At 30.6% G+C, this 17,841-nt stretch carries 21 protein-coding genes and 1 tRNA gene; 9 read left to right on the top strand and 13 right to left on the bottom strand.

The genetic code is table 11. The features are described 5' to 3' along the window. Window positions 1-44: 44 nt before the first annotated feature. The gene (locus tag ABEY15_RS13935; RefSeq protein ID WP_429890721.1) at window positions 45-323 is read right to left on the bottom strand and encodes a hypothetical protein; all 279 of its coding nucleotides are present in this window, start codon (window positions 321-323) and stop codon (window positions 45-47) included. Between the two features lie 228 nt (window positions 324-551). Between ABEY15_RS13935 and ABEY15_RS13930 the strand changes: the two genes are divergently transcribed. Next, window positions 552-1,250: a helix-turn-helix transcriptional regulator gene (locus ABEY15_RS13930; RefSeq protein WP_429890719.1), complete on the top strand. Its 699-nt coding sequence runs from the start codon at window positions 552-554 to the stop codon at window positions 1,248-1,250. 475 nt (window positions 1,251-1,725) lie between these two features. Here ABEY15_RS13930 and ABEY15_RS13925 read toward each other — a convergent pair whose 3' ends face one another. From ABEY15_RS13925 to ABEY15_RS13900, 6 genes are all read right to left on the bottom strand, one after another. Beyond that, window positions 1,726-3,276, bottom strand: coding sequence for a recombinase family protein (locus ABEY15_RS13925; RefSeq protein WP_429890718.1), 1,551 nt, complete (start codon window positions 3,274-3,276; stop codon window positions 1,726-1,728). Beyond that, entirely contained in the window at window positions 3,273-4,709 is a 1,437-nt protein-coding gene (locus ABEY15_RS13920) for a recombinase family protein (protein WP_429890716.1), read from the bottom strand. The genes ABEY15_RS13925 and ABEY15_RS13920 overlap by 4 nt, the downstream gene beginning before the upstream one ends. Before the next feature lie 14 nt (window positions 4,710-4,723). Beyond that, window positions 4,724-4,873 carry a hypothetical protein gene (locus tag ABEY15_RS13915; protein ID WP_429890714.1) on the bottom strand — a complete coding sequence of 50 codons (150 nt, stop codon included), beginning with the start codon at window positions 4,871-4,873 and terminating at the stop codon, window positions 4,724-4,726. A gap of 75 nt (window positions 4,874-4,948) precedes the next feature. Then, the gene (locus tag ABEY15_RS13910; protein ID WP_429890713.1) at window positions 4,949-5,119 is read right to left on the bottom strand and encodes a hypothetical protein; all 171 of its coding nucleotides are present in this window, start codon (window positions 5,117-5,119) and stop codon (window positions 4,949-4,951) included. Between the two features lie 4 nt (window positions 5,120-5,123). Continuing rightward, window positions 5,124-5,270 carry a hypothetical protein gene (locus ABEY15_RS13905; protein ID WP_429890711.1) on the bottom strand — a complete coding sequence of 49 codons (147 nt, stop codon included), beginning with the start codon at window positions 5,268-5,270 and terminating at the stop codon, window positions 5,124-5,126. Window positions 5,271-5,479: 209 nt separating this feature from the next. After that, on the bottom strand, window positions 5,480-5,797 hold the full coding sequence (locus ABEY15_RS13900) for a hypothetical protein (protein WP_429890709.1): 318 nt from the start codon (window positions 5,795-5,797) through the stop codon (window positions 5,480-5,482). A gap of 572 nt (window positions 5,798-6,369) precedes the next feature. Between ABEY15_RS13900 and ABEY15_RS13895 the strand changes: the two genes are divergently transcribed. The 5 genes from ABEY15_RS13895 to ABEY15_RS13875 all read left to right on the top strand — a co-directional run bounded on the left by ABEY15_RS13895 (window position 6,370) and on the right by ABEY15_RS13875 (window position 10,717). Continuing rightward, on the top strand, window positions 6,370-6,720 hold the full coding sequence (locus tag ABEY15_RS13895) for a hypothetical protein (protein ID WP_429890707.1): 351 nt from the start codon (window positions 6,370-6,372) through the stop codon (window positions 6,718-6,720). Window positions 6,721-7,009: 289 nt separating this feature from the next. Beyond that, the gene (locus tag ABEY15_RS13890; protein ID WP_429890705.1) at window positions 7,010-7,183 is read left to right on the top strand and encodes a helix-turn-helix transcriptional regulator; all 174 of its coding nucleotides are present in this window, start codon (window positions 7,010-7,012) and stop codon (window positions 7,181-7,183) included. Window positions 7,184-7,202: 19 nt separating this feature from the next. Beyond that, complete coding sequence (locus ABEY15_RS13885; RefSeq protein ID WP_429890703.1) at window positions 7,203-8,321, top strand: tyrosine-type recombinase/integrase; 1,119 nt, start codon at window positions 7,203-7,205, stop codon at window positions 8,319-8,321. A 382-nt stretch (window positions 8,322-8,703) separates the two neighbouring features. Next, complete coding sequence (locus tag ABEY15_RS13880) at window positions 8,704-9,090, top strand: hypothetical protein (protein ID WP_429890701.1); 387 nt, start codon at window positions 8,704-8,706, stop codon at window positions 9,088-9,090. Window positions 9,091-9,601: 511 nt separating this feature from the next. After that, on the top strand, window positions 9,602-10,717 hold the full coding sequence (locus ABEY15_RS13875) for a tyrosine-type recombinase/integrase (RefSeq protein WP_429890700.1): 1,116 nt from the start codon (window positions 9,602-9,604) through the stop codon (window positions 10,715-10,717). A 128-nt stretch (window positions 10,718-10,845) separates the two neighbouring features. Here the strand turns inward: ABEY15_RS13875 and ABEY15_RS13870 are convergent. From ABEY15_RS13870 to ABEY15_RS13845, 6 genes are all read right to left on the bottom strand, one after another. Continuing rightward, a tRNA-Val gene (locus ABEY15_RS13870) sits at window positions 10,846-10,918 on the bottom strand. 133 nt (window positions 10,919-11,051) lie between these two features. Beyond that, window positions 11,052-11,246: a hypothetical protein gene (locus ABEY15_RS13865; RefSeq protein WP_429890699.1), complete on the bottom strand. Its 195-nt coding sequence runs from the start codon at window positions 11,244-11,246 to the stop codon at window positions 11,052-11,054. 284 nt (window positions 11,247-11,530) lie between these two features. Then, window positions 11,531-12,745 carry a DUF6944 family repetitive protein gene (locus ABEY15_RS13860; protein ID WP_429890697.1) on the bottom strand — a complete coding sequence of 405 codons (1,215 nt, stop codon included), beginning with the start codon at window positions 12,743-12,745 and terminating at the stop codon, window positions 11,531-11,533. A gap of 100 nt (window positions 12,746-12,845) precedes the next feature. Next, window positions 12,846-13,502 (bottom strand): potassium channel family protein, encoded by a 657-nt coding sequence (locus tag ABEY15_RS13855; RefSeq protein ID WP_429890696.1) that lies wholly within the window; start codon window positions 13,500-13,502, stop codon window positions 12,846-12,848. 14 nt (window positions 13,503-13,516) lie between these two features. Continuing rightward, window positions 13,517-14,833, bottom strand: coding sequence for a potassium transporter TrkG (locus tag ABEY15_RS13850; protein ID WP_429890695.1), 1,317 nt, complete (start codon window positions 14,831-14,833; stop codon window positions 13,517-13,519). Window positions 14,834-14,996: 163 nt separating this feature from the next. Next, window positions 14,997-15,911: a DMT family transporter gene (locus ABEY15_RS13845; RefSeq protein ID WP_429890694.1), complete on the bottom strand. Its 915-nt coding sequence runs from the start codon at window positions 15,909-15,911 to the stop codon at window positions 14,997-14,999. A gap of 116 nt (window positions 15,912-16,027) precedes the next feature. Here ABEY15_RS13845 and ABEY15_RS13840 point away from each other — a divergent pair, with 116 nt between their 5' ends. The 3 genes from ABEY15_RS13840 (at window position 16,028) to ABEY15_RS13830 (ending at window position 17,813) form a co-directional block, all read left to right on the top strand. After that, window positions 16,028-16,756 carry an alpha/beta hydrolase gene (locus ABEY15_RS13840; RefSeq protein WP_429890692.1) on the top strand — a complete coding sequence of 243 codons (729 nt, stop codon included), beginning with the start codon at window positions 16,028-16,030 and terminating at the stop codon, window positions 16,754-16,756. A 113-nt stretch (window positions 16,757-16,869) separates the two neighbouring features. After that, complete coding sequence (locus ABEY15_RS13835; RefSeq protein WP_429890691.1) at window positions 16,870-17,385, top strand: YjcG family protein; 516 nt, start codon at window positions 16,870-16,872, stop codon at window positions 17,383-17,385. After that, the gene (locus tag ABEY15_RS13830; protein ID WP_429890690.1) at window positions 17,382-17,813 is read left to right on the top strand and encodes a GNAT family N-acetyltransferase; all 432 of its coding nucleotides are present in this window, start codon (window positions 17,382-17,384) and stop codon (window positions 17,811-17,813) included. The genes ABEY15_RS13835 and ABEY15_RS13830 overlap by 4 nt, the downstream gene beginning before the upstream one ends. Window positions 17,814-17,841 lie beyond the last annotated feature (28 nt).

Here is a 17,841-nt window from a genome sequence, read left to right as displayed (position 1 = left end):
GCAAATATCTTAAACTTTATCAAACAGATTTTGATCAATCTTTTTTAAAACTCACTAATTCTAGTAATTGTTCTTTTGATGTTTTCAGAGAATACTGCCACATTTGTAAAATACCCGTGTACTAATTCTTTCTCGTAAAAATTTTCGACTATGTTACCTTCTTGAATTAGGCGAGTAGAATATGCCATCCCCTCAATTTGGCCTGAAATTTTCGGACCGTTTAGCTCTTTAGAAATAAGTAAAACATCAGCTGCAAGATTTCCTCCTGTGCTATCACTGCATAACACAAAAAATGGAAGCGTTTCCATAAAATGATATGACATTATCTTTTCCACATTTTAATACATCGAATGCATCTTCTACTTGTACAGGAAATTGAAATTCTGCTGCGGATCAAAATTAACCAATATACATCTCCCTTTCTATCTAATCATTTTCACTCAATATGAGATTTGAGTAATCATTAGGGCTATCTTAAGATTATGTTTTTTTGTATAATTTGAATATTCGTTATTTTGTATATGTAATATCACTAAAAAGGAGGTAAAATGATGACAACTAAAGATACCATTCAGGAGCATGTTCGAAGGCTCGACCTTATTTCAAGTCATGAAGAACAAATTTATAAAATTCTTCAGACTTTTTTGAAACTCTTTCCAGTTAAGAAAGCATTATTATGTAGATACTCACATTTAGGATATCTTGGCGAAGGGATTATTTCTCTTACATCAACTGATATTCTAGGTCATATTAGAGAATTAAGAGATGATGTTCGGTCTATTCCTATCATTTATTCAGCTATTAGTGAAAATAAAGTAAAGTACTGTTCAGGAATTGAGTATTTGAAACAAACAAGTAGTAAGTATATCTTACCTTCCGAGGCTAACTCAATTGTGGTTGTTCCTATTACCTTTGGTACAGTAGTTGTTGGATATATTATCTCAATTGAATTTACTAACAAAGAAATTATTAAAGAAGAATTACTATCATCATTAACGTTATTTGGAAAATTAATTGGCAAATTTCTTAATAAAAACAGAGAATTAGAAAATACTACAAAATTAAGTAAAAGAGAGTTAGAAGTTATGAAAAGAATTGCGAACGGAGAGAGTACAAAAGAAATGGCCGTTTCTATGGTTATTAGTGAAATAACGGTAAAACAATATGTAAAATCTTCAATTAATAAATTGGGAACTAACAATCGTTCGCATGCTGTTGCTGAATTATTTCGAATGGGGATACTTACATAGAGTTTTAAGCAATTTATTTTAAAAAGTAATAAATTTTTCGACACAATTAACTTTCTTAAATAATTAAAATATCAGCCGATCAAAATATGAAAATTAATAAGTATAGATCCTAAATATCGAAACGGATTAAACATATAATTACTTAATAATTTGTAAGATAGTATTGAATGGTAAATTAGCCATATAATCTCATCAATTTAATTCGATTTTAAGTAAAATTCTCAAAAAAATTCGGAAATAAGTAAGGTTTAGGATCCTAAACCTTACTTATTTCCGAATATTTATAGTTAAAAACCGCTTGATTTATAGGGATTCTTCAAATATTGATCTGATTCAATATAAAGTAAAAATAACACTTTCGATTTTTAGTAAATCAAAAATAATGATTTTCACTAAATTCGATTTTTAGTAAATCTAACAATTTAGCATTACAAAAACAAGAGCTTGCACAGATACAAGCCCTTGATTCCCATTATCAAAAAAAGAATGATCCTGCCGTTAGATCGAACTCTGCCGATACTACTGGATTCTCTTTAAACTCACCAAACTTCACCTTAATTCTTTTAACAAATAACACGATCATCAAACGTTTTTCCATTAAAGAAAGCTTACGAAAATCCACATTAAACAATTCCATAAAATTGCTCTCATCATTTCCACCAAGTAAATCTTCAACCTTCTTAATTTGATAGTAAAGTAGTTCTAACTCATCTAACATCAATTTACGTTCGTGTTTAATGATAGAAATTAAACTACTATTATCCATATTAGTTGCTTTTAATAAATTCGATTTTGATATCTCTAGTTCATTTTCTTTAACAATAATAAGCTCTCTTAATTCTTCCATTAAGACTTTTAAATCCACTTTAATACTTCTATAATTATTTTTTCTAACATTGTTTAATTTCTTTTCAATGATATTTATTACTACTTCATGAATCTGCTCAATTGCTACAGTATGAATCTTCTTAATTTGTTTGTCTTTACAATTACATTGGTACGATAAATACTTTTTTTTCGCATTTTTAGGTGTATTATTAACTGAGAGCATGTATTGCTGGCATTGATCGCACCATAGAAAATTAGATAATAAAAACGGTGTTTTTAATTTTCCATACTTATCTTTTAATACCTTCATTTTTCCCACTAAATCCTTTAGATACGTAGGAATAATTTTATCTGTAAAGTTTGATTTCTCAAATCTTTTCCCTTCATGTTCACCTTTTTTAAATGTACGTGCGAGTGTACCACGGTAAGTGTCGTTACTTAGGATGTCTTTAATCTGTTGCTTTTCCCATTTACCTACATTTGTAGCTGTAGAAACATCTGCATCACTTAGTATCTTTGCAATGTCTTCCATACTATGACCGCTTGAATATAATAGGAAAATTAATTTGACAATTCCAGCTTGTTCGTAATTAATAATATTGCTTCCATCCTTGTCCTTTTTATATCCATATGGAGATTTAAACGATGGTTTTATATCATCATCAATCATTTCTAAATGCATATACGCCAAAGTATTTTTACTTTTAGTTGATGATTCACTATTTGCTGCAACAAACTTTTGAATCATCATTGGATCAAGTGGGTCGATTTTCTCTCCACTTTTTACATCAATAAATTCAACTCGACGATTAACTCGCTGAATAGGCAATAATACAAAGTTTAGAAATTCATCACCCGTTCGATCAAGTCTGTCAATATTGCAGAAATAACATGTTGTTATTCGATATTCTTTTAAAATCATTGTTTTCATATTGGCCATTAACGACCTGTCTAATATCTTTTTTCGATATGCAGATGTTTCTTTTTCAATATATATAAGTTCTTTAACCACTGTAATTCCTTTTTCATTTGCCGAATTAATACAAACTTTAAGTTGCGTCTCTAGCGATGAATTATTCCTTTGTTTTTTATCGCTTGTACGACACAGGATTGTAGCAAATTCAATATTTTGATTATCTTTAAAATCTTCAATTGAAGGCAATCGATTAATTAATTGTTCTAGCTGCTGGTTGCTCATATATTAATTACCTCATTTTCTTGTAATAACCAATTGAAATAAACATCCATTTTCATATTGTTCTCAGGTGTCAAAAAAATATCTTTGATAAGCAAATGAGCATCTAATAAAAGCTCTAGATCCGCTAAGTAATTCAAGTTTTGAAGATTTATCTTTTCTTTAAATTGTTTTAACATCAACTTGGCTTTTTCAATTTGTGTTAAAACAGCGTGTACATTCTCTATTTTCACTTTCAGACTTAATAATTCTTCCATTTTCTTATCCAACTTTTTTTGATCCACTTCAAGTGCAATATTTCTTGAAAGGTCCTGTTCTAACTTCTTCAATTTATTCAATACAACTTTATTTTCAGCAAAATATTTATTTATTTCTCTACTTGATAGCTTTTCATTTTCAGAAGATAACATTTTAACTAGAATTGTTTTCATAGCAATTATTAACATAGTATTATATCTATCCTGATCAATAATCACTTTTATATTCTTGTGAACTTTTCTATTACATATATATCGCCCATAATCTTCAAGACCACTATATTCAAGTTTCATATACTCATTACATTCTGAGCATTTGGGATTGATGAAATTATACTTGATTCTTTTTTCTACTGCCTGTTCGAACTCAGTTATATATGGTCCAACTTTTTTCATCGCCTCATCATATTGCTCAACCGATATAATAGGTGTAATATTAGACTCTTTTTCACGACGTTCATTTTTACCAAAAAAAAGGTAAGATGTATAAAAAGAGTCCTTTATATATCTAATAATATCTTTGGCTGATTTCTCGGTAATACTTTTATATTTTTTAACAAGTTGGGTGAATTCATCCTTATTAGCAACTGAAGTTGCATCATTAAACATTTCTTTTATAATTTCTGATTGCACAGGATCCGGGTCAAATAAATTGTTGCCATCATCGTCTTTACACTTTATATATCCATATTTACTGCTTGGATTGTAATAATTTTTATCAATAAGTCTCGAATATAAATTATAACTTTCTCCGTGCACTCTTCCTGCTTGCACACATTCAGCGCTATAATCTGAAGAAAATGGTTCATAGTGATTTCCAATCGTAAAAACAACTTCAACTTTATGCTCAATTAGTATTTTTGCAATTATACAATATTCAAAAAACCATCTAGCTAATCTTGTGCGCTCATAAACTAGAAGTGTTTTAACAGCTCCTTGTCTTACGAGCATTAAAAAGTCTGATAAACCTTTTCGCTGATGAATTGGTAGTTTCATTGCAGATTTCCCATGATCTTTAAATATTAATACCTCGTATCCCTCTTCCTCATATTTTTTCTTGAATTGATTTCCCATTTTAATTTGAAGTTCTAAGTCCTGCTTTTCATTACTTACTCGAATATAAATAACAACATATTTTTGTGCATGCACATGCTCAATTCCAAACTTTCTATTTCTCATAAATTCACTCTCCTTTAATCGTCAACTGAAACAATTACATTTCCCTGTATTTGCAAAGGGATGTTCAATTCTTGCATAAAGATTCTAAGTAACATCCTATTAATAAACTCTTGCCCCATGTTATTCTCTTCATCTATTACATTTAAAATTATTTTGTTGTTCATGTTCTTCCCTCCAGGTGGAATTTTTAAATAGATTCTACTTAGAGGGAAAATTTTATTCATCCATTTTCTACCAAACTATTCTTCTTCAAATTCATCAACGTCTATTTCTTCAAATTCAATTTGTTCAAATTCAATTTGTTCAAATTCAATTTGTTCAAAGAAATGATCATTTTTTTCTCCATTAAAAACTACAATTATAGTTTTTGTATCAAATAGATTAACCACATTTATTAAATCTAGTTTCATTGTTCTAATCCTCCAATTTTGGATATAGAACTTGTAAAGACGTTCTATACCGTTTAATAAAGGTCTCTGAAATTTGATACTTTTCACCGTTTGTTGTTAAGAATTTCAATAATCGCTCAATCGTAATAGGAAGTTCAAATTCGTTTTTCATTAAATCACCTCTAAAATGTATTTCCAGATTTTTAATCCGGGCTATACAATCCCATTAATTCTGCAAAATTCCTTTTTATAAAATTGATTACTTCCAAATTAACTGTAAAACAAAGAACTTCACCCTAGGAACCTTTAAATTTTTTTCGGTATAAATGTTAGAAGAAAATTGACTCAAAATATTCTGGCCACTTTTTTTGACTTTTCGGTTCATTCCTTTTTGTCTCCGGGCTGCTTCCGTTTACCCTTTTTGTCTCCGGGCTTCCGTTCACCCTTTTTGTCGCCGGGCTTCCGTTCACCCTTTTTGTCTCCGGGCTTCCGTTCACCCTTTTTGTCTCCGGGCTTCCGTTCACCCTTTTTGTCTCCGGGCTTCCGTTCACCCTTTTTACATAGCTTATAAAGCAAACCTATTCCATCCGTCATTTCCATTAACAGTAAACATTTTGAAACTTTTAGAAGCCGATTATCATAAAAACTCCTTAATTTATCTTTCTTTTTACTACTAATAATGGAAACTACAAATTGCATGAAAAAATATCTTTTCAAAAAAGGATATTCACTAGTTTTTTTAAAGGAGGAACCTTAGAGGTGATCACGTAATGGAAATATGAATTTTATACTAACCAAATCATTGAAGACTATTGGAGGAGAATTAATTTGAACTACGAAATTTTCACCGTACAAGACTTAATGAGAATCCTTAAAGTAATGGCAAATAAATTTTAAACAGGGTTAATAAACACTATGAATATAGAAAATAAATAAGTGTAAAACGGGTGAACCTGTGTCAGTAAGAAAAAGTGGTATTTCGTGGACGTTTAGTTAACAAGTAAGTTTAAATTTCTAATTCTAGTAGGATTGACAGGATTAAATGAAATTAGCATACATGCACTGCTCCATTCCAGTGCGATACTCTTATCAAAATGTTTATCAAAACTTGTAATCGTGCGTCTTGAACATTCAAATGGTGGAACAACTTAGCCTTAATACACGCACAGATTTTGAAATGCAAGAACATGCAACTGAAATTTTTTCTTTTACAACCATAATATTTTTTGTTCTGAATTCATTAATATTTATATAAAAAAGGAGCTAATCAAATGAATTTTATTAAAATAATTCCTCAATTACCTGTCGCAGAAATTAAAAAGAGTTTGATATTTTATAAGAAACTAAATTTTGTAGTACATTATCAAGATGATAATTTCGCGGTAATTTCAAGTGACAATGTTAAAATACATCTTTGGAAATCAGACGATCTTAAATTGGTAGGATCTTCAAATTGTCAAATTGAAGTCACTGGATTAGATAGATTATATGTGAACTTATTGTCTAAAGGTATAATTGATAGTTACGACACAATAGAAAATCATTCTAAGGTATTGCGTCTTTTAAATTTGTTCGATCCTGATAATAACTTAATTTCATTTATTGAACGCAAAGCTCTCTAATTTTTGAATTTATCGATATAAGGTTATAAAAAATTAGTTTATTCCTGAATGAATTGAAATTTACTATTTTAAATTTCAGCTGGTAAAGTTGATTTCCGGCTCCTCTTTTTGAAAAAGAAAATAAATATATTTTCGTTTTATATTGATATTCCTTGTTAAAAAAAATAAAAATTTTTTAATGATTTTTTGAAGATCGTTAGCAGGAATTAAACCTTATGTATAGAAACCGCCAATTAGAGGAGCTACATTTTGGTGTTCCAAATGAATAAATAAAAGGAGAGCTATAATAATGAGCATTGAAATTTACACTGCACAAGACATTATGAAAATTCTAAAAGTCTCTCGTGCAAAAGCATATGAAATTATGAATCTTCCAGACTTCCCACTGATTCGAATTGGGAAATGCAAAAGAGTCATTGCAAATGAGTTTCAAAATTGGTTAATAAACAATACACATAAATAAAAATTAGGAAGGCGATTATATGTCAATCAAGAAAAAAGGGAATACATGGTCATTTCGAATAGATATAGGTAAGAATCCTGAGACAGGCAATCGACGGCAGTTGTATAAATCAGGGTTTACTACTAAAAAAGCTGCCGAACTAGCTAAAGCTGAGCTATTAACTAGTATTAAAAATGATGGCTATCACGTACCTTCAAATGAAACGCTCGCACAATTAATGATTAATTGGTTAGAAACTACTTATCGACACGAGGTGCAAATCACTACATTTGAGAAGACAGTTGGCATCGTTACAAATAGGTTAATTCCAGCTTTTAAACATGCTCTTGTTAGAGAAATTAAGCCACTAGATCTTCAACTATTCTTTGCTGATCGATTCAAAGAAGGTTTATCACCTGCATATATTAAAACCATGCGAAATATTCTTAACAAAGCTTTCAATACAGCAATTACTTGGGAAATCATTGATAAAAATCCTATGGAAGCCATTAAAGGCCCTTCAATAAAAAATACAAAAAAAGCAGTGTGGAATGAGACTGAAATTATCATGTTTCTTGATCACTGTGAAGAATTACGCTGGAAAGTAGCATTCAACTTGGCGCTGAACACAGGAGTACGTAGAGGAGAATTACTTGCTTTAAGATGGAGCAATATTGATTTCAAAGAAAACACATTATTAATAAACGAAGCCTTAACTCGCACAAAAGAACATGGACTACTTTTTAAAGAGCCTAAAAGTAAGAATTCAAATAGAAAAATCCTAATTCCCGAGTCTATTGTCGAATTACTGAAACAATTAAAGGAAGAGCAAGTAAAAATAAAGCTTCAGTTGGGTAATAATTATCATGCAAATGATTTAGTAGTCGCTACATATGATGGGAAACCAATTGATCCACGTAATCTTGTTCGAAAATTTAAACAGATTACTGAAATCGCAGGATTGAAAAAGATCGCATTTCATGGGCTTCGACACTCAAACGCCACGTTATTAATGAATAAAGGTGTTAACCCAAAAATTGTAAGTGTGAGGCTCGGTCACTCAAATATAGGTATTACATTGGACTTATATTCGCATACAGATTTAGAAATTCAGAAACGTGCGACCGAATCATTAGAATCAATTTTTTCTATTAAATAAAAAGATTTCTGCGCTATCAGTTTCGAGCGCAAAAGTTAAATACCGTTCGTAATACAAATGACTATAAAATTTTAAAAATCGCAAATTACTAAAGTCAAGTTAAACAAAAACGCTTCTTAATGGAGCCTTTCGTTATTAGATTTCATTAATAGATAATGTATTTCTTGGTTGTTTATATTTATTGTATATAGTTTCATGTCTTTCATCATTTTCTGAATTGAATAGCTGCTAATCCCACTCAAATGTAGCAATTACATTGAGCCTTTATGCACAAACAGGTTTAGAAATACAAGAACATAGTGACTGAAACCTTAGAGCCTATTCTTCTAAAAGAATAATATTTTTCAAGCATAATCATTAATATAAAAAAGGAGCTAAACTTATGAAAATGTTAAGGTTAATACCACAAATACCTGTCGCTCAAGTCAGCGAAAGTTTGATATTTTATAAAAAGTTGAACTTTACAGTTGAATATCAAGAAGAAGATTTTGCAGTAATTTATTGTGGAAATGTTAAAATACACCTTTGGAAAACCAACGATCTTAAAATGCTTGGAAATTCAAATTTTCAAATTGAAGTTAATGGATTAGATCGATTATATACGTCTTTATTAACTAAAGGATTGATTGATAGTGATACTACAATCGAAAATTATACTAAAGTTTTGAGAGTATTAAATTTGTTAGATCCTGATAAAAACTTGATTTCATTTATAGAACGCAAAATTCTTGTTATTCAATTTAATGATAAAAGAAAACTAAAAAATTAGGTTAGATTGTAACTTTCTTATAAATTTCTTTCAGTTGGATGGATAAGGTTTTGCGACAAATCGGAATATTAACTTAAAGTATTTTTTGAAGAAAGATCCTTTACGAAAAGCTCACTTAAAGCTTAAGTGAGCTTTTCCTTTTTGTTCAACCTTTAAAATGAAGTCGACCGATAAAAATTTTCATTATTTTTTGAACTGGAAAGTTTTACTTTGCCACTAATACGCTTAAAACTATGTGTTAATAAATTAGAAAAACGATATGGAAAAAACACGACCAACTTTTGATTGTTCTAAACAAAATTATTTAACATTTATACCCTATTTAAAGAACAAAAATTAAATCTCATCTGAACCTCCTATTATTATATTTATATGATTAATATATTGTTGTAATTGGAATCGGAGTAGTTGAAAAAGTATGTGGTAAGCATGCTTTATTTGAATAATAACCACTTCAATGAGGAAACTAGTAATTACACCCTACCTCCATCAAAAAATTGGAGGTGCTAAAATGTCTATCAAAAAAGTAGGAAAGACTTGGTCATTTCGAATAGAAGCAGGTATAGATCCAAAAACAGGTAATCGTAAACAAGTATACCGTAGTGGATTTAAAACAAAACGCGAGGCCCAAGAAGAAATGACTAGGCTTAAAAATGAAATTGAAGAAGGAATTTTCATTGAACCTTCAAAAGAATTATTTAAAGACTTCATTACAAGTTGGGTCAATACAACTTACAAAAGTGAAGTTCAAATAACTAGTTTTGAAAAGGCACAAACAGTAATACGTGTCCATTTAATTCCTTATTTTCAATCAACACCTCTAGCTAAAATCACAACCTACGAGATTGATCAGTTTTATGCTTCAAAATTAAATGAAGGTTTATCGAACGCATATGTAAAAATTATGCATAATATCTTGTCAAAAGCGTTTCAGAAGGCTTTTCAGTGGGAATTGATAAAAACAAATCCAGTAAAGGAAACTACACCTCCAAGAATTTCAAAGACTAGAAAACAAACTTGGTCAGTTGAAGAAGCAAAAATTTTTTTAGGGGTATGCGAACGAGAAAATTATTTAATCCCATTTCAATTAGCTATTTTTACTGGAATGCGACGAGGTGAAATTTTAGCTCTTAGATGGCGTAACGTTGATCTAGTTAAAGGCGTCATTTATATTGAAGAAAACTTAGTACGATCGAAAAATAAAGGACTTCTTGCAAAAGAGCTAAAGACCGATCATTCGCTTCGTGAAATCTTTATTTCAGAAAGCGTCATTACTTCATTACAAAAGCATAAAACTAATCAGGATCAAATGAAATCAAAAATAAAGAAATTTAAAGACCTCGATTTAGTTGTTTGTGCAATGAACGGCAATTACTTAGAGCCTAGAAACTTAATACGTAAATTTAAACAGCTCATCAAAAAAGCGAATTTGCCTGTCATTCCATTTCATAATTTGCGCCACACTCATGCGACTATTTTAATGAGAATGGGTGAGAACCCGAAAATTGTAGCCGAGAGGATGGGCCATTCAAGAGTTGAAACAACACTTGGTATTTACTCACATTCAAATGAAGAAATGCAGAAGAATACAGCTGATCGTTTTGATGAAAAATTTGGATTAAATTAAAATGCTCGTGAAGTTTCTGTGCAGTCTTTGTGCAATGCATAATATTCATTACAAAAAATGGAAGTAACTGAAAACAAAGAAAAAGCCCAAAACCTTGATATACTTAGGTTTGAGCTTCCTTAATCGTATGATCCCAACTGGACTTGAACCAGCGACCCCTACCCTGTCAAGGTAGTGCTCTCCCAGCTGAGCTATGGAATCGTAATATATTGGAGAGACAATACTCTCTAATTAAGTCTATTATACTGTTTTGTCTAACACTCTTCAACCAATATTTAACAAAAAATTTCGAATATAAGTCCGTTAAAAAATATTTTTCAATTTTGAAAAATGCTCATCTATTCGACTTTGCTTCTATTTCGTTTATTGTATGCATCAAATCTTTCCATCTCAAATCTTTGTCTCTTGGTATATTGCTTAATAGAATACTACCAACTACAATTGTTAAGAACAAAAGTAATACACCCACACCAAACACAAATGTCTGAACTTTATAGTTTTTAATGATTTTAATCATTCTACTTTTCATAGGCAAATCTCCTTTATACTTAAATATTAATATTCCTTATCCAAACGTGATGAAGGAAACACTCTCTTTACTATTAATATTTTCCTGTTTGCCTATTATGTAATCAAAAATTTTGAAATCGTTTACTATTGAGTGTTTTAATACTCTTATAAATGTGTAATCACAATGATTTATCTTTTGTGTTCTTTCATTATCTACAAGATAATTTTAAACACCTTTAAGGAATGGCTTTATTCTACGATCTATGTATCTAGAACTAACATCCACACTATAGCTTATTTTTGTTAGCTCTTTTTCTTTATCTCTGTATATTTCGAAGTTTTGCTTTTCTCTTGATTGGATTCGACCTTATTTTCCACCGATTTTTTCTTTCTATTTCTTCTTCTAGGGTTTTTGTTCTCTTCTAGTTCTTCTTTCTCTTGCTCTTTTTGTTCAGCATTCGTCTTAAATAACTCTTTTTGTTCAGAGTAAACGGATACGATTGAACCGCCAGCTTGAATCCAACTTCCACTATATTTTAATAGTAATGCTAATTCTTCATATTCCTTCACTAATGGGTTTGTTTCAGTTTCTTCATCATATTGTTGGAGTACATCAAAAATAACCCCATCTGACAGATCACTAGGTCCACCTTGATCGCTAGAAATTGATTCATCCTGTTGTCTTGGAATCGGTTCGTCTTGTATTTCAATCGGTTCGTAATCTGGTATTCTACCAAAAAGATATTCTATTTCATTCAATATTTCTTTATTAGAAGAATCACTTGCTAATTCTGATATTTTTTCATTATGATCTTCAGTTTCAATTGAAAGTTCAACTGTATCATCTTCTGGGAATCTTCCAGTGTATTCTTGTACTTCATCAAAAATAATTCCATCCGATAGTTCACTAGCCTCAAGTACAGGCGCACTGCCATGATATTCTTGAAGTACATCAAATATGACTCCATCTGATAAATCGCTAGGTTGTTCTACTTGCCCAGTTTCTTTTAAATAGTCCTTTAAATCTTCTATTTCTAATTCTACAAGACCACCCAATACTTGTAATGTGTTTCCGATCGATTGTAAAAAGTTTCCCATAAAACCAGATACATCAAATTCCTCTTCACTTACTTCTTCTAGGGCTGCTATTAATCCACCAAATGCTTGTTGAGCATTCCCTGTCATATTTATTTTTATCGCTCGATCTGCATCTTTTTCTTCTTCTACTTTTTCTTCCTCTGCTTCAGCAGCTAATAAACTAAATAATACAGTAACATTACCTGAAGCTTGGATAATTTCACCTGCATCTTCTAATACACTAGGTTCGCCTAAAAAAGCTTCTATTAAATTTCCGATTGCTTGAAAAGAATTCCCACCAAAATCAAGATGAAAACTTATATCCTCCCATCTTTTTCGGTTTTCTCCCTTTAATCCTCTTATGGGTGTACTACTGATTGCTGAACTGATTGTTCCAATCGCATTCACCCAGGCCCCAATAACCTCCATAACTTGGCTCATTACAAAACACCAATCCTTGATTAGTCATTTAGGATTAGTATATTCATCTATGACGTTTAAACGTTCCAATTAGGTAATTGTAATTGAGCCCTAAATAAATTTATCCAACTTTCTTCTTAAACAATTCAATTTTTGATTTTTCTCCTACAATAAAAATTAAATCACCACTTTGAAAAACTACGTCTCCAATTTGCGAAACCATCGGCTCCCCGTCACGGATAATTAGGACAACAGTTATGCCATATTTAATCGAAAAACTCATTTCTCTTAGTGTTTTACCAACCAATTTTTCAGGAATGACCGTTTCAACACCTGCAACGTTCTTTGTAATTTCAATGTATTCGATTATGCCACTCATCGCTTCCATTCGTGCCGCTTTATGTCCAGCCTCCTCTTCAGGATAAATAACCAAATCCGCTCCAATGCTTTCTAAAATCCCACCAACTTCACGATTATTTGCTTTACAAATAATCCTTTTTACTTTTCTCTCTTTCAATCTTCTCGTAATTAAGATAGAAGCTAATGAATCCGTTCCAATCGCTACAAATACTGCGTCAAATTGACTTACACTTAAGTCCTCTAGTATAGACTCTTCACGCAAATCGCCAATTACTGCATATTCTGTGTACTCTTCTAATTGTTCTAACGTCTTTTTATCTTTATCACAAACAACAACTTCATGACCTAATCGATCAAACTCTTTTACAATTCCTCGACCAAAACGTCCAGCACCTATTACCAAATATTGCTTTGGCATATATACTCTCCTCCTTACCCAACTGCTAAATCTTTTTCAACATATTTTAATTTTTGATTATCTACCCGAAATACGAAATAAATCAGTGTGAAGATCCCAATTCTTCCAATAAACATTAGTAAAATTAATATTATTTTTGACACACTATGGATATTTGTTGTAATCCCTAATGATAATCCCGTATTTGTAATTGCCGAAATTGTCTCTAGTAAAATTAAATCTAACTGAAACGGTTCAAAAATCGAAATAATAATCGTTGCAGCTGTGATTAAGATAATAAAGCTCATCGCAATAACAAATGCACGGTCAACAACCTCTTTCTTTACACTTGTTCTAAAAATAATTGTATCGTCCTGTGACTTAATGACTGAAAACATCTTTGCAGCTAAGACCGAAACGGTCGTTAAACGAATACCTCCTGCTGCACTCGACGAAGCTCCACCAATATACATCAGCACTAAAAGGATTAAGATTGCAGGCAATGTTAGTTCTGCAATATCAAGAGGTGCATATCCTCCATTTCGACTCGTAACAGATAAAAAAAATGAATTTGTTAGTTGATCAAAAAAATTTAAATGTTTAAACGCATGGCCTTTTTCTAAAAGCCAAAATACAATTGTTCCAAGAATCATAAACGAAAAATGCAGTCGCATATTAATCCTTGTAAATAAGGACTTTTTCTTCTTGTATTTATAGATGTACTCCATAATAGTCGGATATCCTAATCCACCTATAAAAATTAACGCTGCTGTTACTATTAAAACTAAATTATTTTTTTGAAATGAAATTAAACTATTTCCAAATAAATCAAAACCTGTATTTGTAAAACTTGCAATGGAATGGAAAGCAGTAACTAATAAAGTTTCTAATGCAGTGTCATATTTCCCTCTAAATTGACTATAAAAAAAGAGTCCACCTATAAATTGAAAAAATAAAGATGTATATAAAACTGACAAACTTAATCTTTTAATTGACTTAATGCTACTTTGATTTTGATCCTTCGATACGACTAGTAAATTTGAAATCGTAATCCGAATACCTAGTATCATAAAACCATAACTAATAAATACAACAATTCCGATTGCACCAATTTCCATTTGGATCATTAATAGTATTTTTCCCCATACATTAAAGGTCTCAACTAAGTTAACTGTTGTTAACCCAGTCACACTAATCGCACTCGTTGAAACAAATAAACTGTCTATATAGCTTATATTCGAAATCCGCGTAAATGGAAGAAAGTATAAGAATGAAAATAAAAATGTAATGATGATATAAGAAATAAATATGTAATGGAGAGGATTTTTGGCTTTTTTCTTCTTTTTTTTCATAAGTAACTCTTTTCTCCTTTAAATTGGCTGGATAAAAGTTTATGGAATTTTTTTCTAATAGCTATTATCTATTCTACCTATTTTTAGTTAAAAAATAAAAAAACTTTCAAACCATATGAATGATTTGAAAGTCTTTTGAAATTTTTAAAATTAATTAGTTGATCTAAGCTGATGTAGAATTATCTGTTTTCAGTTGTATTGATGTAACTTCTTTTTGTTGTTGATATAGGTACAAGAATACACTCACAATTACGATCGTACCTCCAATTAGCTGAAATGATGATAACATTTCGTGAAGAAGGAAAACTGCTAAAATAGATGCACCAACTGGTTCCCCAAGTATGCTCATTGATATTGTCGTAGCATTTACGTAATTTAATAAATAGTTATTTATAATATGTGCTAAAGAAGGAATAATGGCAGATGCAATAAATATGATCCAATCTTTTGATTGGTAATCAAAGAAATTATCCATCGTTACGATATTATAGATTGTTAAAAATGCTGCTGAAAATGCGAATACCCAAAAACTATACACCCAATGTGATGTATTTTTTACGGTTGTTTGTCCAACCATTAAATAGAGTACTGCAGCAATTACACTTAAAAATGAAAGAATATCACCTTTAAACGCTGACATACTTAATCCGATATCGCCGAATCCTATTAGACATACACCAATAATAGCGATAATCATACATATTTTAGATTGCATAGACGTTCGCTCTTTAAATACAAAGAATCCAAGAATCATTGCAACTAATGGCTGAAGAGCTAATATAATAGTTGAGCTCGCAACAGAAGTGAAAACTAATGAACCATACCATAAAATAAAATGGACAGCTAACATTAATCCACCTAAAGCGAATGATTTATAATGCGATTTTTTTAAAGCTTTTAATTCATTCTTTCGCTTCAATACAAATGGTAGCATCCATATACATGTAAACCAGAGGCGATACATGCTTAAAACAGATGGAGAAGCTTTTGTCCATTTGGCTAATATAGCTGAAGTTGAAATTGCAATAATGGACAAAATTAATAATGACATCATTGCATTAGGTTGTTTTTTACTCATGTTTCACCTCTTTTAGACTTATTTTGTAAGCGTTTAATACATTTTACTTTTCTAAAGTTTTTGTATGAAGTAACATCTAATTATATCATCCTAGGGAAAAGAAGAGGAGACATTTTATGATTCAAACAAATGGTACTAGAGAAGAACATACACTATATAGTGAACACATCAAAAAAGAAATTACATTTACAATATACTATTCAAGCATGTACACTCCGTTAATAAAACATCACTTATTAATTGCCCAAGATGGACAGGATTATTTTAATTTAGGAAAAGTTCATCGTGTAATTGAAAAATTAACAAAAGAAGGTTCAATTCAACCTACAATCATTGTAGGAATACCATATTCTTCACCAGAGGAGCGTTTTAAACTATACCACCCTTCTCAAGCAGGCCAAAAAAATTATATTCGTTTTTTAGCTGAAGAATTACTTCCTTATTTAGATGATCATTTACCTTTACTTGGCTTAGCCCATAGTAGAACATTAATCGGCGATTCATTAGGTGGTACTGTTTCATTACAAGCTGCATTTACATATCCTAATACATTTGGACAAGTCATTATGCAATCACCATTTGTGAACAATGATGTTATGGAATTTTTAAATAGAACAAAATTAAATTCGATCCTTTCTATTGTTCAAACTGTTGGAAAACAAGAAGAAAATGTTTTTACACCAAGTAAGCAATGGGTTAATTTTGTCGAAGGTGGATTACAATTAAAAGATTTTTTAGCAAACTTCCCTGTAGAATTACATTATGCAGAATATGAAGGGGACCATACTTGGACAAATTGGGAAAAGCAACTAGAAGACGTATTAAAAATTAGTTTAGCAAAATAATTCGTGAAACTTAGCGATTTTCAAAAAATTTGGTATAATTAAAATTAGTTATTTTTCATTCGTTAATTTTTTCAAATTAAAATATAAAGTATTGTAAACAGGAGGTAATTTTTATGAAATGTGGCGTTGTTATTTTCCCATCTAATTTCGTTCAAGAAAAGGCTAATGAGTATAGAAAACGTTTTGATCCAGCTTATACGTTAATCTCTCCTCATGTAACAGTAAGAAGTGGATTCGAATTAAATGAAGATCAGCTTCCAAATATTATTTCACAATTAAATGAAATTGCGAGTCAAATTGAACCATTTGAATTGGAAATTAATAAAGTAAGTTCTTTTGCACCAGTTAATAATGTCATTTATTTAAAAGTTACACCTGTTGAAGCATTAAAAGAGCTTCATGAAAAAATGCACACTGGCGCTTTCCCAGAAATAAAAGATTATGCATTCGTACCGCATATTACAATTGGTCAACAATTACAAGATGCTGAATTTGCTGATATTTTAGGCCAGTTACGTATGATTCAATTTAATTACAATGAAGTAGTAGATAACTTTAAATTAGTTTACCAATTAGAAAACGGTGCTTGGGAAGTATATGAAACATTTAAATTAGGAGCAAAAAAATGAGTATTCGCACAATAGAAGCAGCAACAGATGAAGAAATAAAAGACGCTCTTAAAGTTCGAGTAGAAGTTTTTGTAGAGGAACAACAAATTTCAAGAGATTTGGAGTTTGATGGCCTTGATGAAGAGTGTATCCATTTTGTTTCATACGATAGAGAACAACCGATTGCTGCAGGTCGACTTAGATTAATCGAATCGACTGGAAAAGTTCAGCGAATCTGTGTTCTAAATGACTATCGTGGAAAAAAAATTGGAAATGAAATCATGTACTTAATTCATAAAACTGCAAAGGAAAAAGGTTTAGATCAACTAATCTTACACGCACAAGAATCTGCAATTCCTTTTTATGAAAAATTAGGTTATAAAATCTCTTCCGAAATATTTTTTGAAGCTGATATTCCACATGCAGAAATGAAACTAAAATTAAATTAAACACACTTAAAACTATGATTCAATTGAA

The sequence above is a fragment of the Gottfriedia acidiceleris genome (assembly GCF_050457485.1).
Classification (GTDB): Bacteria; Bacillota; Bacilli; order Bacillales; family Bacillaceae_G; genus Gottfriedia; species Gottfriedia acidiceleris_D.
This window is presented reverse-complemented; position numbering and strand designations above follow the sequence as displayed.